The 23,371-nt window shown below is 74.1% G+C and carries 24 protein-coding genes; 12 read left to right on the top strand and 12 right to left on the bottom strand.

What is annotated here, in order from left to right:
• Positions 1–150 precede the first annotated feature (150 nt).
• Positions 151–945 carry a siderophore-interacting protein gene (locus ACI79T_RS04790; RefSeq protein ID WP_456608904.1) on the bottom strand — a complete coding sequence of 265 codons (795 nt, stop codon included), beginning with the start codon at positions 943–945 and terminating at the stop codon, positions 151–153.
• 102 nt (positions 946–1,047) lie between these two features.
• On the opposite strand from ACI79T_RS04790, the gene ACI79T_RS04785 reads away from it, so the two are divergent.
• Both ACI79T_RS04785 and ACI79T_RS04780 read left to right on the top strand, forming a co-directional pair.
• On the top strand, positions 1,048–1,257 hold the full coding sequence (locus ACI79T_RS04785) for a DUF2945 domain-containing protein (RefSeq protein WP_456608903.1): 210 nt from the start codon (positions 1,048–1,050) through the stop codon (positions 1,255–1,257).
• Positions 1,258–1,315: 58 nt separating this feature from the next.
• Positions 1,316–1,765, top strand: a complete 450-nt coding sequence (locus tag ACI79T_RS04780; protein WP_456608902.1) for a DUF2795 domain-containing protein — start codon at positions 1,316–1,318, stop codon at positions 1,763–1,765.
• 31 nt (positions 1,766–1,796) lie between these two features.
• On the opposite strand, the gene ACI79T_RS04775 is transcribed toward ACI79T_RS04780, so the two are convergent.
• Entirely contained in the window at positions 1,797–2,975 is a 1,179-nt protein-coding gene (locus ACI79T_RS04775) for a hypothetical protein (RefSeq protein ID WP_456608901.1), read from the bottom strand.
• A gap of 567 nt (positions 2,976–3,542) precedes the next feature.
• Between ACI79T_RS04775 and ACI79T_RS04770 the strand changes: the two genes are divergently transcribed.
• Positions 3,543–5,129, top strand: coding sequence for an LCP family protein (locus ACI79T_RS04770; protein ID WP_456608900.1), 1,587 nt, complete (start codon positions 3,543–3,545; stop codon positions 5,127–5,129).
• 160 nt (positions 5,130–5,289) lie between these two features.
• Here the strand turns inward: ACI79T_RS04770 and pstB are convergent, their stop codons facing one another.
• The 5 genes from pstB to ACI79T_RS04745 form a co-directional block, all read right to left on the bottom strand.
• Positions 5,290–6,069, bottom strand: coding sequence for a phosphate ABC transporter ATP-binding protein PstB (pstB, locus tag ACI79T_RS04765; RefSeq protein ID WP_456608899.1), 780 nt, complete (start codon positions 6,067–6,069; stop codon positions 5,290–5,292).
• A gap of 22 nt (positions 6,070–6,091) precedes the next feature.
• On the bottom strand, positions 6,092–7,171 hold the full coding sequence (gene pstA, locus ACI79T_RS04760; RefSeq protein ID WP_456608898.1) for a phosphate ABC transporter permease PstA: 1,080 nt from the start codon (positions 7,169–7,171) through the stop codon (positions 6,092–6,094).
• Positions 7,171–8,121, bottom strand: a complete 951-nt coding sequence (gene pstC, locus ACI79T_RS04755; RefSeq protein WP_456608897.1) for a phosphate ABC transporter permease subunit PstC — start codon at positions 8,119–8,121, stop codon at positions 7,171–7,173. The genes pstA and pstC overlap by 1 nt, the downstream gene beginning before the upstream one ends.
• 125 nt (positions 8,122–8,246) lie before the next feature.
• Positions 8,247–9,371 carry a phosphate ABC transporter substrate-binding protein PstS gene (gene pstS, locus ACI79T_RS04750; protein WP_456608896.1) on the bottom strand — a complete coding sequence of 375 codons (1,125 nt, stop codon included), beginning with the start codon at positions 9,369–9,371 and terminating at the stop codon, positions 8,247–8,249.
• A 355-nt stretch (positions 9,372–9,726) separates the two neighbouring features.
• Positions 9,727–11,205, bottom strand: coding sequence for a PhoX family protein (locus ACI79T_RS04745; RefSeq protein WP_456608895.1), 1,479 nt, complete (start codon positions 11,203–11,205; stop codon positions 9,727–9,729).
• Between the two features lie 286 nt (positions 11,206–11,491).
• Between ACI79T_RS04745 and ACI79T_RS04740 the strand changes: the two genes are divergently transcribed.
• The gene (locus tag ACI79T_RS04740) at positions 11,492–12,142 is read left to right on the top strand and encodes a flavodoxin domain-containing protein (RefSeq protein ID WP_456608894.1); all 651 of its coding nucleotides are present in this window, start codon (positions 11,492–11,494) and stop codon (positions 12,140–12,142) included.
• Positions 12,143–12,177: 35 nt separating this feature from the next.
• A complete protein-coding gene (locus ACI79T_RS04735; RefSeq protein WP_456608893.1) occupies positions 12,178–12,489 on the top strand; it encodes a twin-arginine translocase TatA/TatE family subunit in 312 nt (103 codons plus the stop codon).
• A gap of 26 nt (positions 12,490–12,515) precedes the next feature.
• Here the strand turns inward: ACI79T_RS04735 and mshD are convergent, their stop codons facing one another.
• Positions 12,516–13,439 (bottom strand): mycothiol synthase, encoded by a 924-nt coding sequence (mshD, locus tag ACI79T_RS04730; protein ID WP_456608892.1) that lies wholly within the window; start codon positions 13,437–13,439, stop codon positions 12,516–12,518.
• A 7-nt stretch (positions 13,440–13,446) separates the two neighbouring features.
• Positions 13,447–14,178: a winged helix-turn-helix transcriptional regulator gene (locus ACI79T_RS04725; RefSeq protein ID WP_456608891.1), complete on the bottom strand. Its 732-nt coding sequence runs from the start codon at positions 14,176–14,178 to the stop codon at positions 13,447–13,449.
• Between the two features lie 83 nt (positions 14,179–14,261).
• On the opposite strand from ACI79T_RS04725, the gene ACI79T_RS04720 reads away from it, so the two are divergent.
• The 6 genes from ACI79T_RS04720 (at position 14,262) to ACI79T_RS04695 (ending at position 18,319) form a co-directional block, all read left to right on the top strand.
• Positions 14,262–15,056, top strand: coding sequence for an alpha/beta fold hydrolase (locus tag ACI79T_RS04720; protein WP_456608890.1), 795 nt, complete (start codon positions 14,262–14,264; stop codon positions 15,054–15,056).
• Complete coding sequence (locus ACI79T_RS04715; RefSeq protein ID WP_456608889.1) at positions 15,053–15,877, top strand: hypothetical protein; 825 nt, start codon at positions 15,053–15,055, stop codon at positions 15,875–15,877. Before ACI79T_RS04720 ends, ACI79T_RS04715 begins: the two co-directional genes overlap by 4 nt.
• Positions 15,874–16,563, top strand: a complete 690-nt coding sequence (locus tag ACI79T_RS04710) for an LmeA family phospholipid-binding protein (RefSeq protein ID WP_456608888.1) — start codon at positions 15,874–15,876, stop codon at positions 16,561–16,563. Before ACI79T_RS04715 ends, ACI79T_RS04710 begins: the two co-directional genes overlap by 4 nt.
• A gap of 56 nt (positions 16,564–16,619) precedes the next feature.
• Positions 16,620–16,934 (top strand): TlpA family protein disulfide reductase, encoded by a 315-nt coding sequence (locus ACI79T_RS04705; protein WP_456608887.1) that lies wholly within the window; start codon positions 16,620–16,622, stop codon positions 16,932–16,934.
• A 257-nt stretch (positions 16,935–17,191) separates the two neighbouring features.
• Complete coding sequence (locus ACI79T_RS04700) at positions 17,192–18,019, top strand: sulfurtransferase (protein WP_456608886.1); 828 nt, start codon at positions 17,192–17,194, stop codon at positions 18,017–18,019.
• 6 nt (positions 18,020–18,025) lie between these two features.
• Positions 18,026–18,319: a DUF1416 domain-containing protein gene (locus ACI79T_RS04695; protein ID WP_456608885.1), complete on the top strand. Its 294-nt coding sequence runs from the start codon at positions 18,026–18,028 to the stop codon at positions 18,317–18,319.
• Between the two features lie 84 nt (positions 18,320–18,403).
• Here the strand turns inward: ACI79T_RS04695 and ACI79T_RS04690 are convergent, their stop codons facing one another.
• The 3 genes from ACI79T_RS04690 to ACI79T_RS04680 all read right to left on the bottom strand — a co-directional run bounded on the left by ACI79T_RS04690 (position 18,404) and on the right by ACI79T_RS04680 (position 22,273).
• Positions 18,404–20,188 carry a SpoIIE family protein phosphatase gene (locus ACI79T_RS04690; RefSeq protein WP_456608884.1) on the bottom strand — a complete coding sequence of 595 codons (1,785 nt, stop codon included), beginning with the start codon at positions 20,186–20,188 and terminating at the stop codon, positions 18,404–18,406.
• Positions 20,189–20,350: 162 nt separating this feature from the next.
• Positions 20,351–21,457: a right-handed parallel beta-helix repeat-containing protein gene (locus ACI79T_RS04685; RefSeq protein WP_456608883.1), complete on the bottom strand. Its 1,107-nt coding sequence runs from the start codon at positions 21,455–21,457 to the stop codon at positions 20,351–20,353.
• 138 nt (positions 21,458–21,595) lie between these two features.
• A complete protein-coding gene (locus tag ACI79T_RS04680) occupies positions 21,596–22,273 on the bottom strand; it encodes a TetR/AcrR family transcriptional regulator (protein WP_456608882.1) in 678 nt (225 codons plus the stop codon).
• A gap of 123 nt (positions 22,274–22,396) precedes the next feature.
• Between ACI79T_RS04680 and ACI79T_RS04675 the strand changes: the two genes are divergently transcribed.
• A complete protein-coding gene (locus ACI79T_RS04675; RefSeq protein ID WP_456608881.1) occupies positions 22,397–23,326 on the top strand; it encodes an NAD-dependent epimerase/dehydratase family protein in 930 nt (309 codons plus the stop codon).
• The last annotated feature ends 45 nt before the right edge of the window (positions 23,327–23,371 follow it).

Genomic DNA, 23,371 nt, shown 5'->3' with positions numbered 1-23,371 from the left:
AGCTGCGGTCGTCCTGGACGCTACCTGTGAACTGGCTGGGAGGGCCGCAACGGCGCGTTGGCCGGCGGTGCTCAGCCGGCCGTGCACCTGGCGGCTTCCGCGCTCCGGTCCGCTCCTCGCTCGTTCCTCGCTGCGATGCTCCCGGAGCTGTCAGCCGCTGGGGGACATGGCGCGCCCGCGGCGCCAGTAGCCGATGGCGTGGTGCTGCGCCCGCCCCAGCCCCCAGCGGCCCCGCAGGTCCGCCCGGATGGCGCGGACGGCGGCCGACTCGGCGCCCACCCAGGCGAAGACGTCCTCGCCCGCGGGCCGGTCCAGGGCGGCGACGGCGTCGACCAGCAGGGCGCTCTCGCCCGGGGGCGTCGCCCCCCGGTGCAGCCAGCGCAGCTCGACGCCGGGCGGCGCGGCCAGCTGCTGCTCCTCGGCCGGCCTGGCCACCTCCAGCAGGGCCACCCCGGCCGTCCCCGGCGGTGCCGCGGCCAGGATGCGGCTCACCGCCGGCAGCGCGGTCTCGTCGGCGGCGAGCAGCAGCCAGCGCGCCGGGCGCTCGGCCAGGGAGGCGGCGCCGGCGATCCCGAGCAGCGCGCCGGGCCGTGCCGCGGCGGCCCAGGCGGCGGCCGGCCCGTCGCCGTGCAGGACGAAGTCGATGTCCAGCTCGCCGACGGCCGGGTCCTGCCGCCGGGCCGTGTAGCTGCGCAGCGCGACCCCGTGGCTCCCCTCCGGCCACACGATGCGGCCGTCGCGCTGGATACCCGGCCAGCGGGGGTCCGGGTCGTCGACGCGCGGTACGAGCAGGTTCACGGTGGGCCCGGCGGCGGCCACGACGGCGGCGTCACCGGACAGGGTCACCCGGCGCACCGAGGGCGTCACGTCGGTCACCGCGACGACGGTGAGGACGTCGACCGGTCGCAGGCCGTCGGTGAAGACCGGGCCGTCGGGGGAGGTCACGTCGGTCCAGCCTAGGCGTGCCCGGTCGCGTCGGACCGATGTGTGCCCGGAGTCCTCGGCGGGCACGGCACGGGCAGCACCGTCCGCGACCGGGGAGAAGCCATGTCCGATGACCTGAAGAAGGGTGACCACGTCACCTGGAACAGCCACGGCAACACGGTGGAGGGCACGGTGGAACGGAAGATCACCTCCGACACCGAGGCCTCCGGCCGCACCGTTCGCGCCAGCAGGGACGACCCGCAGTACGAGGTCCGCAGCGACAAGAGCGGGCGCACCGCGGTGCACAAGCCGGACGCACTCGACGAGGCCTGAGCCCTCGCGGACGGATCCACGGCCCGGCGGCGCCGGGCCCGAGCAGCAGGAGGCACACGTGACCGAGTCCGCAGGCGAATTCGCCGGCTCGCGCAGCACCAAGCACAACCCGCGGCTCGACGAGGAGCTCGAGCACGAGACCCAGGGGATGATGAAGGCCGAGCGGGCCACCCGCGCGCACGAGTGGCGCGAGGTCGAGCCGGTGGCCGAGGGCGACCCCGACATCGACTCGGATCCCGCGGGCACGTTGACGGGCGGGGTTCCCGAGGGGATGACCGGTGGCGCCGTCGTGGCGCGGGCCGAGCTGGCGCGCTGGCTCGACCGCGCCGATTTCCCGAGCACCGGCCCCGAGCTCGTCGAGGCCGCCCGGGACCACCGGGCTCCCGACGTCGTCGCCGCCGAGCTGGAGCGGCTGCCGGAGGGCCAGACCTTCGAGCGGATCGGCGACGTCGTCCGTGCGCTCGGCTACCCGACCGAGACCGGCCCCGGGCCCGGGGCCACGGAGTAGTCCTCACCTCCCGGCGGGGGAGGGCGCCGGCTCACGCGCCGGCGTTCTCCCTCGCCTCGTCGTCCGCGATCTCCTCGGCGCCGCGACGGCGGAACAGCTTGGATCCGGGGAAGCCCTTCACGATCTGCCGCATGTCCTGGACGGTGTCGACCAGGTCGCGGACGTCGGTCCCCACGTTCTCCAGCCCCTCCAGCGCGGGCAGGACCTGGTCGTCGAGGTGGCCGAGCACCTGCGGCAGCCGGTCGATGAGCGTGATGAGCGCGTCGACCTCCGTCGCGTCGAACTCGGCCGCCAGCCGGCGGATGGCCGGTGCGAGGGCGGTGAGGGCCGGCTCGTAGTCGGTGAGCAGCGGCTCCACCCGGCCGACCAGCCCCTCGGCCCGGCCGACCAGCCCCTCCGCACGCCCGACCGTGGTGCCGACCGCGGCGATGGCGTCGTCGGCGTTCTGGCGGGTGGTGCCCACTGCGGCGATGGCGTCGTCGGCGTTCTGGCGGGTGGTGCCCACTGCGGCGATGGCGTCGTCGGCGTTCTGCCGGGTGGTGCCCACTGCGGCGATGGCGTCGTCGGCGTTCTGCCGGGTGGTGCCGACCGCGGCGATGGCGTCGTCGGCGTTCTGCCGGGTGACGCCGACCGCGGCGATGGCGTCGTCGGCGTTCTGCCGGGTGACGCCGACCGCGGCGATGGCGTCGTCGGCGTTCTGCCGGGTGGTGCCCACTGCGGCGATGGCGTCGTCGGCGTTCTGCCGGGTGGTGCCCACTGCGGCGATGGCGTCGTCGGCGTTCTGCCGGGTGGTGCCCACTGCGGCGATGGCGTCGTCGGCGTTCTGCCGGGTGACGCCGACCGCGGCGATGGCGTCGTCGGCGTTCTGCCGGGTGACGCCGACCGCGGCGATGGCGTCGTCGGCGTTCTGCCGGGTGACGCCGACCGCGGCGATGGCCTCGTCGGCCTTCTCCCGGGTCGCCCCGACGCCGGCGATCGCCTCGTCCGCGCTGGCGCGGGTGGCGTCGATGCGCGTGATCGCCCCGTCGGCGCGGTCCAGCAGTGACTCCACCCGGTCGACCGCGCCCGACACCCGGCCGAGCAGCGCCTCCAGTTGGCCGAGGGCGGCCGCGGCGCGAGGCACCAGCGCGACGACGTCACCGACGCCGTCCCGCACGCCCCCTACCAGCGCGACGACGTCGGAGGGGCCGGGCACGGAAGGAAGGCGCACCAGGGGAACGCTACGCAGAACGCCGGCGGGCCACCATTCGGTTGACCCCGTCGTGTCCCGGGCTGCCGCGCGTCGGCGTGGCGCGCGCCCGTCCGCCCGTATCGTGGCACGACGGGACACGGACAATCGGACGACGAGAAGGTGTCGACACCTGTGGGGGATGAGCCGACGCGCGGCGGCGCGGGCGACCGCGACGCCCCCGGACGCACCCGTCACGGGCGGGCGACCCAGAGCGGCGCCGCCGAGCCGGTCACCGTCGAGCAGCTGATCGCCCGGCAGGGCAGTGCGGTCGGGGGCCGGCGCGCGGCTCGCCGAGGCGCCGAGACGGGCAGGTCCGTCGGCACGACGCGCGCAGCCGGTGAGCCGGCCGGCCGGCCGGGCCACCGCCCCGCCGCGGCTCCGGACGCCGGCACCGCCCGGCCCGACGACGTCCCTGCCGTGCGTGCCGGGCTGCCCCCCGTCCCGGGAGCGGCCCGTTCCCCCGGGGCGCAGGCGGGCCTACCGCCGGTCCCGTCGGCGCAGCCCGGGCTCCCACCCGTGCCCGGGGCCCAGCCGGGGCTGCCGCCGGTGCCACCGGCTGGCGCCAGGGGCCCGGCCGACTGGGCACCGGACGAGCGCCCGTCCCGGCGCAGCGGCCCGATCCCGCCGCTGCCCGGGCTCGCCGCCCCGCGGGTCCCGTCGGGAGCCACCCGGTACCGCCCGGCCGCCGCCCGGCCGCCGCGCAGCCCCGCACGTCGCCGCCTCGGCCGCGCGGCGATCGCCCTCGCCGGCATCGTGGCCGTCGTCGTCCTGTACCACCTGGCCCTCTACTTCTACGTCGACCAGCGCATCGACCGGGTGGACGTGCTCGCCGTCGACGGCCCCGAGGTGCTCGCCCCCGACCTCCAGAAGGCCACCCAGACGTACCTCGTCGTCGGCACCGGCGTCCCGGGACAGACCGGAGCGGCGTCGGTCGCGACCCTGGTCGTCTCGGTGGCCGCCGAGGGTGACCGCGCCGTGCTGGTGAGCGTGCCCCCCACGGCGCTGGTGGACACCCCGATCTGCCGTACGCCGGACGGCGAGCTGCGGGACCCGGTCACGGAGGCGTTCGCCAGCGCGCTGCTCGAGGGCGGGCCGGCCTGCATGGTCCGCGCCGTCCAGCAGCTGTCCGGACTGCGGATCGACCACTACCTCGGCGTCGACCTCGCCGACCTGCCCGGCATGGTCGACGCGCTCGGCGGCGTCCCGGTCTGCGTCGTGCCGTCGGAGGCGACCGCGGCCGCCGCCACGCCGCCTCCGCCCGGTCCCTCCGAGCTGTCCGGGTCGGCGGCGTCGGGTTTCCTGCAGCCGGGGGACAGCGGTGCCGACGTCACCGGGGCGGCCGTCGCCGAGCGGTCCCAGCGACTGCTCACCTCCACGTTGCGCGCGGCGATGTCCGCCGACACACTGCTCGACCCGGTGACGCTGACCCGCTTCCTCGCCCGGGCCTCGGAGGCGCTCACGGTCGACGAGCAGACGACGCTCGGCGACCTGCGGGTGCTGGCCGGCACGCTCGGCGACCTCTCGGGCGACGCGGTCCAGCGGGCCGGGCTGCCGGTCGCTCAGGTCGGGTACGTGCCTGCGGGCACCGAGCAGGCTTACGTGATCCTGGACGCGTCGGCCACCCGGGCGCTGTTCGACGAGATCATCGACGGCGCACGGCTGCCGGCCGAGGTCGTGGAGGGGCAGCGCGCCGAGCAGGCGGCCGTGCCCGAGGACGTCCCCCCGTCGGAGGCCCCGGCCGGTCCGGAGCCGCTCGTCGTCGCCCCGGCGGAGATCACCGTCGACGTGCTGAACGGGACCGGCACCACCGGGCTGGCCGCGACGGTCGCGGACGAGCTCCGTGGCCAGGGCTACGGCATCGGCACGGTCGGCAACGAGGCGGGCACCGTCGGCGAGAGCGTGGTGCGGTACGGCCCGGCGGCGCTCGAGCGGGCCCGCACGGTGGCCGCCGCCGTGCCGGGTTCGGTGCTCCAGGCGAGCGACACGATCGGCGACTCGGTCCAGCTGGTGATCGGCCCGGGCTACTCCGGCGTCGTGCCGGTGGAGATCGGCGGCCCGGTGGCCGCGGAACCGGCCCCGGACACGGCGGTGGCCGCCCCGCAGCGGGAGGCGGCCACGGTCAGCTGCGCCTGAGCGCGGCTGATGAGGGTGGAGCGAATCGCCCGGCACCTACGCTGTTCGGCCGGTCGTCGCACCCGGCTGCCCGGCCGGTCCGCAGCTGATGCACGGTCCGGAAACGCGCAGGAGCCCGCCCCCTCCGGGGGCGGGCTCCTGCGGACCGGGGCTGTACTGCTCAGCCGAATCGTCCGGAGATGTAGTCCTCCGTCGCCTTCTGGTCGGGGTTGCTGAAGATCTTCTCCGTCGGGTTGAACTCGATCATCTTGCCGGGCTTGCCCACGCCCTCGAGGTTGAAGAAGCCCGTCTGCTGGCTGACCCGGGCCGCCTGCTGCATGTTGTGCGTCACGATCACGATGGTGTAGCTCTCCTTGAGCTCCTCCATCAGGTCCTCGATCGCGAGCGTGGAGATCGGGTCCAGCGCCGAGCAGGGCTCGTCCATCAGCAGCACGTCGGGCTCGACAGCGATCGCGCGCGCGATGCACAGCCGCTGCTGCTGACCACCGGAGAGCCCGGAGCCCGGTCGGTCGAGCCGGTCCTTGACCTCGTTCCACAGGTTGGCGTCGCGCAGCGAACGCTCCACCAGGTCGTCCATGTCGGACTTGCTCATCTTCCGGCTGTTCAGCCGCAGCCCGGCGGCGACGTTCTCGTAGATCGACATCGTCGGGAACGGGTTCGGCCGCTGGAAGACCATGCCGATCTGCCGGCGCACCATGACCGGGTCGGTCTCGGGGGCGTAGAGGTCCTCGCCCTCCATGACCACCTTGCCCTCGACGCGGGCGCCGGGGATGACCTCGTGCATCCGGTTGAGAGCCCGCAGGAACGTCGACTTGCCGCAGCCGGACGGACCGATCAGCGCGGTGACGCTGCGCGGCTCGACGGAGACGTTGACCCCCTGGACGGCCAGGAAGTTGCCGTAGTAGATGTCGAGGTCGGACACCTCGATGCGCTTGGCCACGTGGATTCCTCCGGTCGTCCGGTCAGTTACTGGTCTTGGGGGCGAAGTAACGGCTGATCAAGCGGGCGACCACGTTGAGGCCCATGACAATCATGATGAGGACCAGGGCTGCCGTCCAGGCGCGGTCGATACCTTCCGACGGCGGGGTGCCCGGCTGGGTGAGCTGGTAGTACGCGTAGACCGGCAGCGTGGCCATCCGGCCGTCGAACGGGTCGAAGTTGGTGGCGGCGGTGATGCCGACGGTGATCAGCAGCGGTGCGGTCTCACCGATGATCCGGGCGATGGCCAGGGTGATCCCGGTGCCGAGACCGGCGATGGCGGTCGGGATGACCACCTTGGTGATCGTCCGCCACTTGGGCACGCCCAGGGCGTAGGCGGCCTCGCGCAGCTCGTGGGGGACGAGCTTGAGCACCTCTTCCGCGGAACGGACGACGACGGGGATCATCAGCACCGACAGCGCGACCGCGCCCATGACGCCGAGCCGGATGCCCGGCCCGAAGATGAGCACGAACAGCGCGTAGGCGAACAACCCGGCGACGATCGACGGGATGCCGGTCATGACGTCGACGAAGAAGGTGATCCAGCCCTTGAGCCGGCCGCGGGCGTACTCGACCAGGTAGATCGCGCACATCAGCCCGATCGGGACCGAGATCAGGGTGGCGAGCCCGGTGATGATCAGCGTGCCCATGATCGCGTGGTAGGCCCCACCACCCGCGTCGATGACGCCCGCCATCGACGCGGTGAAGAACTCCCCGTCGAAGCGCTCGGCACCCCGGCTGACGACCTCCCAGATCAGGGAGGCCAGCGGCACCATCGCGATGCCGAAGGCGCTGGTGACCAACGAGGTGACCAGCCGGTCGGCGGCCTTGCGCCGGCCTTCCCTGATCCGCGACAGCAGGTAGACCGCGACGGTGCCGAGGACGACCGCGTAGATGACGAACAGCGCGATGTTGAAGCCGGTGAGCGCGCTGAAGACCGCGGCCAGGGCGGCACCCGCGGCGAAGGCGGCCACCGGCTGCCAGGCCGGGAGGCTTCCCTCCGGGCGCTGGGTCTCCCGGGTGGATGCGGAGGAACCCGTCGGGGTGGGGGTCTGGACGGCCATCAGTTCGCTCCGGAGAAGTCGGCCCGGCGGTTGACGATCCAGCGCGCCAGCATGTTGACGCCCAGGGTGATGATGAACAGCGCGAGGCCGCTGGCGATGAGCGCGTTGACGTCCAGCCCGGTCGACTCCGGGAACTGCAGCGCGATGTTGGCCGCGATCGTCGCCGGGTTCGCTCCGCTGATGAGGTTCAGGGTGAAGCCGCCCGACACCGAGAGGATGATCGCGACGGCCATGGTCTCTCCGAGGGCACGGCCCAGGCCGAGCATCGACCCGCCGATGATGCCGCTCTTCCCGTAGGGGAGGACCGCCATCTTGATCATCTCCCAGCGGGTGGCGCCGAGGGCCAGCGCCGCCTCCTTGTGCAGGGTCGGGACCTGGGTGAAGACCTCGCGGGAGATGGCGCTGATGATCGGCAGGATCATGATCGCCAGGACCAGACCGACGGTGAGCATCGTGCGGCCGGTGATCGACGCCGGGCCGGCGAAGAGCGGGATGAACCCGAGGTTCTCCTCGAGCCACTGGAAGAACGGCACCAGCTGCGGGGCCATCCAGAACAGCCCCCAGAAGCCGTAGACGATGCTGGGGATCGCGGCCAGCAGATCGACGACGTAGCCCAGGGCGAGCGCGAGCTTGCGGGGCGCGTAGTGGGTGATGAACAGGGCGATCGCCACCGCGAGGGGTGTGGCGACGACGAGCGCGATCGTGGCCGAGAGCAGGGTGCCGAAGAGCAGCGGGCCGATGTAGGCGAGCAGCCCCCTGTCCCCGGGGAGATCCTCGGCCGATGCGGTGATCGCAGGGAAGGCCTCGATGAGGAGGAAGGCGGCGACCCCCGCGAGGATCACCAGGATCAGGATGCCGGCGCCACGAGCGGTGCCTGCGAAGATCCTGTCGCTGGTCCGGGTGCCCGCCCTGCGGGGTTGCTGATCGGTCGGCGTCCGGGTGGCTGTCACCGCTGCTCCGTGGGTTTCCGGTTCGGGTGGTACGGGAGATGCGCCGCCGGGGCGGCGCAACGGCCCGGGACGTCGGAGGACGCCCCGGGCCGCTGTCGCTGGTGCGGTGCCGTCAGGGTGTCAGATCACTCGGCGCTGATCGCGTCGATGGCCTCCTGGGCCTGCGAGCGCAGGTTGTCCGAGATCGGCGCGGACCCGGCGTTCTCGGCGGCGGCCTGCTGGCCGTCCTCGCTGATCACGTACGACATGAAGGCCGAGACGAGGTCGGCGGTCTCCTGGTCGTCGTAGGTGATGCAGCCGACGTGGTAGCTGATCAGCACGATCGGGTAGTTGCCCGACTCGGTCGTGTCGCGGGCCAGCTCGATGGCGTAGTCGTACTCGCCACGGCCCTCCAGCTGCTCGGAGTTCTCCACGACTGCCGCGGCCGCCTCGGCGGTGGGCTCGACGAACTCCTCGCCCACCCCGACGCTGGCCACGCCGAGGTCGCCGGCCTGGCTGAGGTCGGCGTAGCCGATCGTGCCCTGGCCCGCGCTGACCGCCTGGACGACGCCCGAGGTGCCCTGCGCTGCCTCGCCGCCCGCCACCGGCCAGTCGCCGCTGGGCTCGTGGGGCCAGGCGTCGGGGGCGGCCGCGGCCAGGTACTCGGTGAAGTTCTCCGTCGTGCCGGACTCGTCGGACCGGTTCACCGGGGTGATCGCCAGGTCCGGCAGCGTCGCGTCGGGGTTGGCCTCGGCGATCGCCGGGTCGTTCCAGTTGGTGATCTCCTGGTTGAAGATCCCCGCGATGACCTCCGGCGGGAGGTTCAGCTCGTCGACGCCCTCGAGGTTGTAGACGACCGCGATGGGCGAGATGTAGTTGGGCAGCTCGAAGATCTGCCCGTCGCCGGCGCAGCGCTCCTGGGCCTGCGCGAGCTCCTCCTCGTCGAGGGCGGCGTCGCTGCCGGCGAAGCTGGTGCCCCCGGAGAGGAACTGCTCGCGGCCACCCCCGGAGCCGATGGGGTCGTAGTTGACGGTGACGTCGGGGTACTCGCCGAGGAACCCTGCGCTCCAGCCCTCCATCGCCGCCGTCTGGCTGCTGGCGCCGGCGCCGACGAGCGTGCCGCTGAGCTGGCTGCCCGTGTCACCGCTGCCGCCGTCGCTACCACTGGCGTCGTTCGTGGACTCGTTGGACGCGCCGCAAGCGGCGAGCGCGAGGGTGCTGGCGAGCGCCACGGAGAGCGTGGTGGCGCGCGTCTTGGTGCTGAGCTTCAACTCAGGGCCTCTCAGGTTCGCCCGGACCGTTTCCGGGCAGCGTGGGACCGACGAGAGCGACGGTAGGGAGCGCAAGTGGCGGCGCGGCCCAGGTGAGGTGAACGGACGGTGAACGACCGCCGAGGACTCAGATGATCATGGGTGGTGCGGATCACGCCGGGGGACGATGAGGGGTCGCGGTGTCGCCCGGACGGGCGAACGGGGGTCACGAGGCCGCCTGTGGTGCCCGGGGACGGCAGCGGTGCGCCCGGTCCGCGGACGTGACTGCGCCCCGGCTCCGGGAGAGGAGCCGGGGCGCAGCCGTCGGGTCACCGCACCGGCGCACGGGCGGGGAGCCGCCCGGATGCGCCTGCGATCAGATCGCGCCCTTCTCCCAGGGACCGCGGATGGCGAAGCTGACGCCCGGGGTCTGGATGTTGACGAACATGACCTCGCCGTCCGGGCTGAAGCAGGCGCCGGCGAACTCGTTGTTCATGTCCGCGTCCTCGCCCTCGATGCTGTTGCGCGCGAAGTCGAAGATCTCGCCCCGCTCGTTGAGCGCGCGGACGTACTGCTCACCGCCGCCGTCCTCGCACAGGACCAGCCCGCCGCGGGGGCTGACGGTCAGGTTGTCCGGGGCGTCGAGCACCTCCGGGGACGGGGACTCGAAGAGCAGGATCAGCTGGCCGCCGGAGCGACCGCGCGGCCGGAACTCCCACACCTGGCCGGCACCGACGTCGCCGCCGCTGGTGGCGTTGAAGAAGATGCTGCCCCCGTCGTACCAGCAGCCCTCGAGACGGGCGAAGGCGGCGCCGCCCTTGGCGAAGCCCTGGTTGAAGACCGACTCCGTGGTGATGTCGGCCGGGTCCGGGTCGTCGATGGTGACCCACTCGACCTGCATCGGCTGGCCCACGCGGTCGCTGTGGCCCTCGTACGTCTTCAGCTGGGGCGAACCCTTGACGGCGAGCATCTGGAGGGTGCCGCCCTCGGCCAGGTAGCCCGGCTTGTTCGGGAGAAAGCGGTAGAACCCGGAGGTGTTGCCGCTGTCCTCGGTCTCGTAGACCGTCCCGTTCGCCGGGTCCACGGCCACCGCCTCGTGCGCGAACCGGCCCATCTCCCGGAAGGGGCCGCGGCTGCGCTTCCGGTCGGGGGCGTTGGCCGGCACCTCGAAGATGTAGCCGTGGTCCTTCGTGAACCCGTTCTGGGTCCCGTTGACCGTCTCCTCGCAGCTCAGCCAGGAGCCCCAGGGCGTCGGGCCGCCGGCGCAGTTGACCGACGTGCCGTTGAGGCTGATGAAGCTGTCGACCAGCGTCAGCGAACGCGTGTCGAAGGTCAGGGTCGTCGTCCCGCCGGCGGCCATCGGGTCGTACGCGGTCGCCGGGTCACCGATCAGGTCGCGGTCGTAGTCACGGCCGGTGTAGTCCCCCGGCTCCTGTCCCGCGTCGATCGGGGAGTAGCCCTGCTCGTGGTTGCGGACCAGCTTGATGATGCCCCGGTAGCTCTGGGGCTCGGTGAAGGTGGCCATGCCGTCGTGCCGACCGGGGGTGGGGTACCCGTCGGAGCCGACCGCGGCCGGCAGGCCGAGGGCGGCGGCGTACTCGGCCGCGTGGCCGAACGAGGCGTACTCGAAGCCGGCCGGCAGGTGGAGCAGGGCCCGCCCGGTGGTCCGGTCCTTCGTGGGCTGCAGCGGGCCGTAGCCGCCGTTGTCGGGGGCCTTCAGCTGCTGTCCGCGGGCGCCGGGGGCGGCGAGCGCGCCGTGCGCCCCCAGGAGCTGGGTGCCGCTGGCCAGCATGGTGCCGGCGGTCACCGCTGCGCCGCGCTGCAGGAACTTGCGTCGATCGAACGAGATGGTCATGAACCGCTTCTCCTTGGGTGGTCCGAGGGGCTGGTGTGGCCCCAGGGCCTGACGGACGTTAGGCACGGGAGAAGGCGGTGGAACGGCCCGCGAGCGAACCCCCGGCCAACGGTCGGCGTCCCGGGTTCACCTTCCGGCGACGTGGCCGACAGCGTGTCCCCGCTCACCGCCTGGCCCCCGTCGCGGACCGGCCGCGGGAGGCGATCGGGCCCCGCCGCGGGCGGTCGGCGGGTGTTCCCCCCGAGTTCACGTCGACGCCGTCCGGGGCCGCATAGCGTCCACGGTCATGACCGATCTCCTGGCGACGAGCGGCGCGGCGGCGTCCGCTGCCACGCCCGTCATCCACGACCTCCGACCCGGGACCACGGATCTCCTGACCCCACCCGCGGCCGGGACCGGGTCCGGCGGCCTCCGCGTGCTGGTGGCCTTCGCCAGCCGGCACGGAGCCACCCGGGAGATCGCCGCCGAGCTGGCCCGCTCGTTGTCCGCGTCCGCAGCGGGACGCAGCGGTCGGTTGTCGGTCACGCTGGCCCCGGTGGAGGTGCAGCCCGATCCGGCACGCTTCGACGCCGTCGTGCTCGGGAGCGCCGTCTACTCGGGGCGCTGGCTGGAGCCGGCCCGGCGTTACGTGGAGGCGGTCTCTCCGGAGCTGAGCCGCCGCCCGACGTGGCTGTTCTCCAGTGGCCTCGGGCAGTCGCGCGGGTGTCCCGGGAACGACGACCGGGACGCGCTCCCGTTCGGGCAGTGGATCGACGCGCGCGGGCACCGCACGTTCCCCGGCCGGCTCGAGCGACGGCTGCTGTCGGCCGCCGAACGGAGCACCTGGCCCGCCGGTGGCACGGCGGGTGACCTCCGGGACTGGCGGGCGGTCCGCGCGTGGGCGGAGGAGATCGCCGTCGAGGTCGTCCACCGCCACGCGGTCCCCGTCCCGGGGTGAGTCCGGTCCGCTGATCGATCCCGGGAGGAGCGCGGGTGTTCAACTCCATCGGCTGGGGCGAGATCGTCGTCCTCGGTCTGGCCGCCCTGTTCATCTTCGGCCCGGAGCGGCTGCCGGACCTGGCGAAGGACGCCGCGAGCGGCCTCAAGCGGGTGCGCGGTGCGGTGACCGGGGTGCGGGGACAGCTGCACGACACCCTCGGCGAGGACTTCGACCACCTCCGGGACGTCGACCTGCGCCGGTACCACCCGAGGGCGCTCATCCGGGAGCACCTCATCGGCGAGGACGACGCCGTCCCGCCGCGGCGGGGAAGCCATCCGTCCGGGGGTGCCGGCCCGTCCGCCTGACCGTCGCAGTCAGGTGCCGGAGGGCCTCAGGAGCCCTGCGGCTCCCGGTGCCAGGAGACGTCGACGGCGAACCGGGTGAAGCCACGGTTCTCGTACAGCCGCACGGCCGCCTCGTTGTCCTCCTCGACGTAGAGCAGGACCTGGCCGAGACCGCGACCGCGCAGGTGGGCCAGCCCGAGGTCGGTGAGCACCCGCCCCAGCCGCATGCCCTGCGCGTCCGGGTCGACGCCGAGCACGTACACCTCGCCCACGGCCTCGTCGTCGGCGGCGCCTCCGACGCTGCCGGGCGGGTGCACCTTCGTCCAGTGCGAGCCGAGCAGCGCCCCACCGGCGTCGGGGTCCCCGCGCCAGGCCATGAGGAAGCCCTCGGGGTCGAACCACGGCTCGGCCTCGCGCAGCTCCAGATCCGCGCGGGTCATCCGGCCCTGTTCGGGGTGCCAGTCGAAGGCGCGGGCGTTGACCCGCAGCCACGCCTCCTCGTCACGGCCGGGCCGGAAAGGCAGCACGCGCACGTCGGCGGGCAGCTCCGGCCGGGGAGCCGGGTCGATCCCGGCCAGGTCCTCGTCGTCCAGGCGCAGGCGCATTTGCAGCAGCACCCGGGCACGGTCGAAGCCGTGCGGGGCGAGCAGCTCGGCCGAGCCGGGCAGGTCGCCGTGCGCCCAGATGTCCAGCGTCCGGTCGCCGGCCAGGTCGAGGAGCCGGCGCAGCAGCGTCGTGCCGTGCCCGCGCCGCCGCAGCTCCGGGTGGACCACCAGCTCGGCGGTGCCGTCGTCGAGCCGTGCGTAGCCGGCCAGGGCGCCGTCGGCGTCGTGGACCACGACGTCGTGCCCGTCCCCGCCGCCGTGCTGGAGCCGGAGCTCGGCCTCCTCGGAGACCGGACGCACGCCGTCGGCCGCCGTGGCCGCGCGCAGCAGGGCGAGGACGCCGTCGACGTCGAGAGGTCCGCTCACCCGGTCATCAGACCAGTTCGGCGTCGGTCTCCGCCCGGGCGGCCCTCGCGGTGGCGTCGGCCACCTGCTGGTCGAGCTTGTAGCCGACGTTGCGCACGGTGCCGATCAGCGCCTCGTGCTCGGTGCCGAGCTTGGCCCGCAGCCGCCGGACGTGCACGTCGACGGTGCGGGTACCGCCGAAGTAGTCGTAGCCCCAGATCTCCTGCAGCAGCTGCGCCCGCGAGAAGACCCGGCCCGGGTGCTGGGCCAGGTACTTGAGCAGCTCGAACTCCTTGTAGGTGAGGTCGAGCGGGCGGCCGCGCAGCTTGGCGGAGTAGCTGTGCTCGTCGATGACCAGTTCCCCGGCCTGCGTGACGCCGCCGTCGCCGCCGTCGGCGGGGGTCGCGGCGGCCAGCCGTCGGGCGGTCGCCCACTTGAGCCGGGCGTCGACCTCCGCAGGGCCGGCGGTGTCGAGGAGCACGTCGTCGACGCCCCAGTCGGCGGAGAGGGCAACCAGGCCGCCCTCCGAGAGGACCGCGACCAACGCCGCCGCCACGCCGGTGGAGGAGAGCAACCCGCACAGGGTGCGCGCCTGGATCAGGTCGTGCCGGGCGTCGACCAGGACGACGTCGCCGGAGTCGCCGTCGAGGAGGCTGGAGAGCTCGGGAGCCACGATGCGGACCTGGTGGCCGAGCAGCCCCAGGGCGGGCAGCACCTCGGTCGTGGCCTGACGGGCGGAAGTCATGAGCACGAGTCGCATGTCGTCTCCTCAGGGGTCCAGGGCCGGCGGGCACCGGCCGGACCTACGACAACGCTGTCGAGGTGGAGTGCAGGATAGCGGACGTGCCTGCCGTGGAGCCGGATCTGCCGGGAACCCGGACGGTGGAGGTGTGGACCCCCGACGGCGTGCTCCTGTCGGGCTTCGTCGTCCCGCCGGCTCCGCCGGGGCCGCTCCCACCGGCGGCGCGGCCCCTGACGTTCGTCGTCGCCCACGGCTTCAGCAACTCCGTGCGGTACCCGCCCTTCCTGCGCCTCGCCGCCCGGCTGCGCCGGTTCGGCGAGGTCCGGGCCCTGGACTTCCGGGGGCACGGCCGGTCCGGCGGGCGCTCCGGTGCCGGCGGCGACCAGGAGATGGCCGACGTCGACGCCGCGGTGGGCGCGGCCCGGGCCGACGGGGCGGGGGCGGTGGTGACCCTGGGGCTGTCCATGGGCGGCGGGGCGGTGCTGCGCCAGGCGGCGCTGGGCCGGCACCGGCCCGACGCGGTGGTCAGCGTCAGCGCGGTCAGCCGCTGGTACGTCCGTGACACCCGGCCGATGCGGCGGGTGCACTGGCTCCTGGAGACGACCGCGGGGCGGCGGCTGGCAGGGCGGCTCGGGGTGCGCCTGGGCGACCCGTGGCTGGTCCCGCCGCCGGCACCGCTCGAGGTGGTGAGCGCGATCGCGCCCACCCCGCTGCTGCTCGTGCACGGCGACCGCGACGAGTTCTTCCCGCTCGAGCACTTCCGGACACTGGTCCGGGCAGCCGGCCCGGCGGCCACCGCCTGGGTCGTGCCGGGATTCGGACATGCCGAGAACGGCGCGACGGCTCCGCTCGTCGAGCGGATCGGGCGCTGGGCTTCTGACACCATCGGGCCGTGAGCTCCAGCGCCGCCCCGTCCCCGACGCCGGCCCTGCCGCACCACCTCCCGGCCGCCGGCCTCGCGGTGGTCGCGGCGGGCCTGCTCGCCGGGCTCACGGCGGTGCTCGGCGACCTGGGGGCCCTGGCGGCCGTGCTCGTGCTGCAGCTGGCGCTGGTCCTCTCCTGGGTGCTGGCCACCGGGATGCAGGGGTTCGCGGCCTCGCTGACCGTCGGCACGGCCGCGGCCGTCGGGGCGGACCTGGCCATGGTGCTGCCCGAGGACCCGGTCCTGGGCGGGCTGCTCGCCGTCCTCGGCCTGGGCTTCCTCGCCGCCGTGCTGCAGCAGATGTTCCGCTCGCCCCGCTACGACCTGGTCGACTCGCTGGCCGGATCGGCGGTGCTGATCACCGCGGTGGGCGCCCTCGCGGCGCTGCTGCTCCTCGCCCGCTCGGACGACGGCCGGCTCGCGACGACCGCGATCGTGGCCGGCGCCGCTCTCCTCGTCGGCCACCTCACCGACCAGGTGCTGCCGCGGCCGCAGCTGGCGCCCGGGGTCCCCCGGGGGCTGACCGGTGTCGTCCTGGCGGTGCTCGTGGGCGCCTCGACCGCGTGGGCCGCCCGCGACCTGGCCGACCTGGGACAGCTGCGCGCGCTGGTCGTCGGGGGAGCCGTCGCCGGGGTCGTGGCGCTGGTCGCCGTGGCCGGCAGCTACCTCGCCGTCGAGACGACGGCCGACGGCGAGACGGAGGCGCTGTCGCCGTGGGCGCCGACGGTCGTGCAGGTCGTGCTGCCGTTCGCGGCGTGCGCCCCGGTGGCGCTCGGTCTGCTGACGGTGTTGTGAAGGCGCTCGCCGTCGTCGTCGTCCTGCTGGTCGGGCTCGGCGTCCTGCTCGACCGGATCGCGGTGGGCCTCGCCGAGGACCAGGTCGCCGAGCAGCTGGTGGACCAGGGGTTGCTGGCGGGCCGGCCCGAGGTGGACGTCCGGGGCTTCCCGTTCCTGACCCAGGCGGTCGGCGGACGCTACGAGGACGTGCGCATCGTGCTGACCGCCGAGCAGCTGGGGCAGCCGGAGGGGACGCGCGCCGACATCGCCCTGCGCGGGGTGCACCTCCCGCTGTCGGCGGTGCTCGCCGGGGAGGTGACGGAGCTGCCGGTCGAGCGCATCGACGGCACGGCGACCCTCTCCTACGACCTGCTGGCCCGCGAGCTCGGTGGGAACACGACCCTGGAGCGGGCAGGCGACGGGCTGCGGATCACCCGGACGGTCGAGCTGCTCGGCCACACGCTGCCGCTCACCGCCAGCGGCACGGTCGCCGTGGACGGGAACGAGCTGGTCGTCGACGTCGATCGGGCCGCCGGTGCCGGGGTCGACATCCCCCGGGTCCTGGTCGGCCGGGTCGCCGACCTGCTCGACCTGCGTTACCCGGTGGAGCTGCCGTTCGGCCTGCGGCTGACCGGTGTCACCCCGGCCGAGCGCGGCGTGGACGTGCGCGTGGCGGCCGACGACGCGGTGCTGCGGGCGGAATAGCCCGCCGGAGGGCACCGGTTGCACCCCGGGTGGACGGAGACGGTGCGGACCCGGCGGTGGTGCTCGCGCGCCTGGGCGTGCGCCCGGCCGAGGCAGAGCTCACCGTCGTCCAGTTCTCCACCGCGTTCTGCGGCCCCTGCCGGGCGACGAAGGCCCGGCTCGCGCAGCTGCAGGCCACCCGCCCGGGGCTGGCCGTCGTGCAGGTCGACGCGGAGAGCCACCTGGCGGAGGTGCGGGAGCTCGGCGTGCGCCGGACGCCGACGCTGTTCTACCTGGACCGCGCCGGCCGGGTCGTCGGCCGCAGCAGCGGCGCGCCGCGTCCGACGGAGCTGACCGCTCTGGTAGACGCCCGTGCGGGAGCGCGGGCGTGATCGGCTACTCTCGCGCCGTGGGCACCCTGCTGACCTCGCGCCGCACAGTCGACCTGTGCCGCGTCGGCAGCTCCCTCTGTCCGACCCCCTGAGGTCGGTTCCGACCGTCCAGACGCGCCCGTCCGCCGTCCGGAGGTCTTCCCGCACACGACCGCACCGTCCTGCCGCACCTGCGCGCGCGGTGAGCTGCACCTGATCCCCGGCGGGCCCTGCCGGCCCGCGCCGACCACCCGCACACCGATCCACGGAGGAACCACATGAGTCGCACCGACGTGCTCGTCACCGTCGACTGGGCCCAGGAGCACCTGGGCCAGCCCGGCATCGTCTTCGTCGAGGTCGACGAGGACACCAGCGCCTACGACGGCGGCCACCTCGAGGGCGCCGTCAAGCTCGACTGGAAGACCGACCTGCAGGACCCGCTGCGCCGGGACTTCCTCGACAAGAGCGCCTTCGAGCAGCTCCTGTCGGCCAAGGGCATCGCCAACGACGACACCGTCGTCCTCTACGGCGGCAACAACAACTGGTTCGCCGCGTACGCCTACTGGTACTTCAAGATCTACGGTCACGGCGACGTCAAGCTGATGGACGGCGGCCGCAAGAAGTGGGAGCTGGACGGCCGCCCGCTGTCCAAGGACGTTCCTCAGCGCCCGGCCACCTCGTACCGGGCCGCCGAGCCGGACCTCTCGATCCGCGCGTTCCGCGACGAGGTCGTGGCCTCGATCGGCAGCAAGAACATCGTCGACGTGCGTTCGCCCGACGAGTTCTCCGGCAAGATCCTCGCGCCCGCCCACCTGCCGCAGGAGCAGTCGCAGAAGGCCGGCCACGTCCCGGGCGCGATCAACATCCCGTGGAGCAAGGCGGCCAACGAGGACGGCACGTTCAAGTCCGACGAGCAGCTCGCCGCGCTCTACGCCGAGCAGGGCTACGACGAGAGCAAGCCGACCATCGCGTACTGCCGCATCGGCGAGCGTTCCAGCCACACCTGGTTCGTCCTGCGCGAGCTGCTCGGCAAGACCGACGTCAAGAACTACGACGGCAGCTGGGTCGAGTACGGCTCGCTCGTCGGCGTCCCGATCGAGAAGTGAGCTGACATGTGCGGAGCCCCGAAGCAGGGCGGTGCCCTCGCGGGCATCGACCTGAGCACCCAGACGGTCATCCAGGGCTCGGTGTGGCACGACGGCGCGCCGGTGGCCGGGGCCTACGTCCGGCTGCTGGACTCGACCGACGAGTTCACCGCCGAGGTCGTCACCAGCCCCGAGGGCGAGTTCCGGTTCTTCGCCGCGCCGGGGCAGTGGAAGCTGCGCACCCTGGCCGCGGTCGGCAAGGGGGAGCGCGTGCTCGCCGCCGAGGTCGGCCTCAACGAGACGACCGTCGCCATCTCCTGAGGTCGCCCCTCCCCGGAGGGCCCTGACCGACGACAGCGCCCGTCCCCCGTACACCGGGGGGCGGGCGCTGTCGTCGTCGCCGGCTCAGTCGACGCCGGGCGGCAGCCGGTTGGGCCCGGCCTCGGCAGGGCGCGGCCGGTCCTCGGGGAAGGTGCGGACGGCGACGATGGCCACGTCGTCGGCGCCGGCCTCGGGCACCAGCCGGGCGAGGACGGTGTCCAGCAGCTCCTCCAGCGGCGTGGACCCGAGGTCGCGCAGGGCGTCGAGGAGCCGCTCGATCCCCTCGTCGAGGTCGATGTCGCGGCGCTCGACCAGGCCGTCGGTGACCAGCAGCAGCGTGTGTGCGTCGGGCAGGTCGACGGACTGGTCGCTGCGCGGCGCGTCCGGGTCGATGCCCAGCATCAGCTCGGGCTTGCTGGTGAGCAGGGTGCTCGTGCCGTCGGGTGCCAGCAGGATCGGCGGCAGGTGCCCGGCGTTGCTCCAGCGGAGCAGCCGGCGGCCGTCCACCGGCACGTCGGGATGGCGCTCGATCCGGGCCAGGACGGCAGTGGCCAGCGTCGCGACCGCCAGGCCGCGCGCGGCGTGCTCCACCCGGGTGAGCGTCGCCGCGGGGCCGTTCTCGTCGGCGTAGGCGAGGGCGCGCAGCAGCCCGCGGACCTGGCCCATCGCCGCGGCCGCGCTGCTGTCGTGGCCGACGACGTCCCCGATCACCAGCATCGTGGCGCCGTCCGGCTGCAGGAAGGCGTCGTACCAGTCGCCGCCCACCTGCGCCTCGTGCGCCGCCGGGCTGTAGCGGACGGCGATCTGCAGGTGGTCCGGCTCCGGCGGCGGCGTGAGCAGCGACTGCTGCAGCCGGTCGGAGAGCGCGCGGTCGGCGGCCACCCGGTCGGCGAGCGCCTCCAGCTCCGCCGCCTGGCGTTGGGCAGCCAGCCGGTCGGTGAGGTCGCGGAAGGAGACCACCACGCCGGTGTGCACCCCGTCCTCGACGGTGGGCACGACGACCATCTCGACGGGGAAGGGCGTGCCGTCGCTGCGCCAGAGGGTCTCGTGGTCGGCGACCACCGTCCGGCCGGTCTGCAGCGCCCGCCAGACCGGGCACTCCTCGCGGGGGTACACCGTGCCGTCCGGGCGGTGCCCGTGGATCAGGTCGTGCTGGTCCCGGCCGAGCTGCTCCTCGGGCCGGTAGCCGGTCAGCCGGGACGCCGCGGGGTTGAGGAACTCCACCCGGCCGTCGATGTCGAGGCCGTAGATGCCGTCGGCGACGTTGGCCAGCACCCGCTCGGTGATGGTCAGGGCGCGCGACAGCTTGGCCTCGGTCTCGCGGAGGACCTCCAGGTCGCGGGCCCGGGCGGCGGCGATCTGGCGGAGCGTGGAGGCCTCCATGCCCGCCGCACGCGCCTCGGCGGTGACCCGCTCGGCCTGCAGCCGGTCGGTGATGTCCATGCCGGTGACCAGGAGGAACTCCTGCTGCTCACCTTCGCGGACCAGCTGCAGCGTGAGGTCCGCGGTGCGCCGCCTGCCGTCGGCCAGGAAGAAGCTGGTGACCGCGCGCACCGGCTCGCCGCCGGCAGCCACCTCCAGGCACCACGCGCGCACCGTGGCGATCACCTCCGGGTCGCCCGCCCACCAGTCGGCCTCCCAGAAGGGGCGGCCCAGCTGCCGGCGCCGGTCGAAGCCCCGGCCCTCCACGGCCAGGCGGTTGGCGGTGAGCAGCGTCCCGCCGGTGTCGCAGACCGCGGCGAACATGAACGAGGAGTCGTGCAGCACCGAGTACCACGAGGGGGTGCCGGGGAGCGCCTCCTCGTCCGGGGTCGGCGTCGCGCCCGGGCCGGCCTCGGCCTTCTCGATGACTACTCCTCCCGCCTGCATCCCCGCCGTCCGGGGTCCGTGCCCAGCCTGCCGTACGACCCCCCGGCCCCACCAGCGACCGCGCCTGTCGCGTCCGCCGCACTCCCGGTGAGCGGTGCCCGCGCACGGCGGCGCCCGCCCCGGCCGGTGGCCGGAGCGGGCGCCCGGAGGTGGTGCGCGGGCTCAGTCGCAGAGCCCGTCGGGGATCGAGGTCCGGCACCGGTTGTCGTCGAACGCGACGCTCCCGGTCCCGTCCCAGGTGATGTCGGCCGGCTCGTTGCCCTTGGCCTTGTTGCGCTCGACCGCACCGCTGGGGTCGTACGGCGCGAGCCCCGGAACGGAGCCGCTCGAGACGACCACGATGCCGCCCTGCAGCGCGCTGTCGGCCGCCGCCGGGACGTTGTCGGTCACCCGGTTGTCCCTGACGCGGAAGTCCTGGGCGCCGACCAGTGCGATGCCGGCGCCGGTGAGGGTCGGGTCACCCTGCTCCGCGTCACCCTCGCACAGCCTGTTGTTCGCGGAGACCTCGTTCTTCCGCAGCTCCCAGTCGGTGACCGGCCCGGGCGCTCCGGCGAGCAGCAGCACCCCGACGCAGTTGCCGACGGCGACGTTGCCCTGCATCTTCCCGACGCTGGCGTTGCGGTAGAAGAAGCCCATCTGGTTGTCCGCCGAGTAGTTCCCGCGGACGTCGGCGTCGGCGTGCTCGCTGTCGCCGATGTAGAAGCCCGCCTCGGCGTTCCCGGTCGCCTTGTTGTCGCGGAAGCTGACGCCCTCGGTGACGAAGGCGGCGGCGCCGTACCCGCCGTTGCCGGTGAACCGGCTGTCGCGCACCCTCAGGTCCTCGGTCGCGAGCCCGACCAGCCCGTCCCCGGTCGCGCCGGTGACCGTGATGCCGCGGACGCTGACCCCGCTCACCCGGTCGAGGGCCTCGAAGGTCTCGGGGTCGATCTCGCCGATGACGCAGATGCCCGACACGCGGTCGGTGTCGGGACCGTCCAGCGTGTCGCAGGCGGTCGGATCCGCCCCGGACGGTTCGATGACCACCCCGCGGCCACCGTGCAGGGAGATGCCGTCCTGCTGGATGGTGACCGATTCGCGGTAGGTGCCGGGCGGGATGCGGACGGTGTCACCGGGCGCGGCCGCATCCACTGCGGCCTGGATGCTGAAGCCGGCGGGTGGGCCGTGCTTCTTCCCGTCCCCGCCGTCCGCGGCCGCCGGCCCGGCTGCGCCGAGAGCGACCAGGGTGGCGGTGGACGCCACCGCCAGGAGTCGTGCCGTGTGGATGTGCATGGATGCTCCCCGGGTCCTGGCGCATGCCCCCGGCCGGCGGACGTCGGTGTCCGCCGCTGCGCCCTGAGGAGGGCAGCGTGCTCCGGGCTCCGGCGGAACGGAATCCCCCGATTCCGGGGGGTGGCCCCGCGGGCCCGGTCAGAGGCCGAGCGTCCCGGCCAGTTCGCCCACCGCGCGGTCGAACCAGCGGTCGTTGTCCGTCACGGAACCCACGAAGTGCCCGAACAGCTCGAAGCTGATCACGCCGAAGAGGGAGCTCCAGGTGAGCAGGGCCCGCACGCGCACGTCCTCGTCGATGGCCGGGTGCGACCCGCCCAGGATGGCGGCCGCCTCGTCGCTCACCAGCCCCGGATCGCGCTCGCCGGAGCCCTCCGGCAGCGCTCCGGCCTGGGCGGCGTCGCCGAGGATCCGGCCCAGGACCACGCCGACCCGGGCCGCGGCGGGAACGGTGTCCTGTGGCGCTGTGTAGCCGGGCACCGGGGACCCGTAGAGCAGCGCGTACTCATGCGGGTGCGCGAGCGCCCACGCCCGGACCGCGCGGCACACGGCGAGCCAGCGCTCCCGTGGCGCCGCCGCCGGGTCGTCCGCCGCCTCCGCGGCGGCACCGAGGGCGTCGTAGCCGTCGATGATCAGCCGGGTGAGCAGGTCGTCGCGGCTGGGGAAGTAGCGGTAGACCGCGGACGACACCATGCCGACCTCGCGCGCGACGGCGCGCAGCGAGAGCGCGGCCGCACCCACCTCGGCCAGCTGGCGTCGCGCGGCGCCGGTGATCTCGGCGGTGAGCTCGGCGCGGACGCGGTCGCGAGCGGTGGTCATCGGAGCAGCCTGCCATGAGAGAGCGGTGCTCACAACGCGGATCGATGCTCTTGACGCCTGCCGACCGGAGGTGAATGGTGCTCACATCCGAGAGCACCGCTCTCGCCGGATCGAGGAGCTGTCATGGCACTGCACGTGATCGTCGGCAAGGGGCCGGTCGGCCTGACCACGGCCGCGGAGCTGGTGGCGCGCGGCCACCGGGTGCGGGTGCTGTCCCGCAGCGGCGGCCGGTCCACCGGGGCGGTGGAGCACCGGCAGGTGGACGCGGCCGACGCCGACGCGCTGACCGAGGCGGCACGGGGAGCGGCGGCCCTCTACAACGCGGTCAACCCCGCCTACCACCGCTGGGCCGACGACTGGCCGCCGGTCGCGGCGGCCCTGCTCGCCGGGGCCGAGCGCACCGGGGCGGTCCTCGTCACCATGTCCAACCTCTACGGCTACGGCCGACCGTCGGGCCCGATGACACCGGACACCCCGTTGGCGGCCACCGACGTCAAGGGGCGGGTGCGGGCCCGGATGTGGGCCGACGCCCTGGCCGCGCACGAGGCCGGCCGGGTGCGCGTCACCGAGGCGCGGGCCGCGGACTTCGTCGGGCCGCAGGTCCCCGCGGCCCAGTCGCACCTGGGCCGGCAGCTGCCCGCCCTGCGCGCCGGTCGCCGGGCCTGGGTGGTGGGCGACCCGGACGTCCGCCGCAGCTGGGCGTACCTGCCCGATGTCGCCGCCACGCTGGCCACCCTCGGCACCGACGAGCGGGCGCTGGGCCGGGCCTGGCACGTGCCCACCACGGCGCCGCGCAGCCAGCGCCGGGCGCTGACGGACCTTGCCGAGGCGATGTCCCTGCCCCCGGCGCGGGTCAGCGGGATCCCGTGGCCGGTGCTGCGCGCGGTCGGGCTCGCCGTCCCGGTGATGCGGGAGGTGGTGGACATCCGGCACCAGTGGGACGCCGACTACATCTGCGACGCTCCCGCGACGACGGCCACCTTCGGGCTGACCGCGACCCCGTGGGAAGAGGCGGTGCGCGCGACGGTCGCGGGTGCCCCGGTGGCCGCCTGAGGCCGGGCGGTGGCGCCGTCACTACGGTGGTTCCCATGGTCTCTG

The organism is Blastococcus sp. SYSU DS0619, from assembly GCF_054051035.1.
The sequence above is the reverse complement of the archived record's forward strand: the minus strand, read 5'-3'. Positions and strand labels throughout refer to the sequence as shown.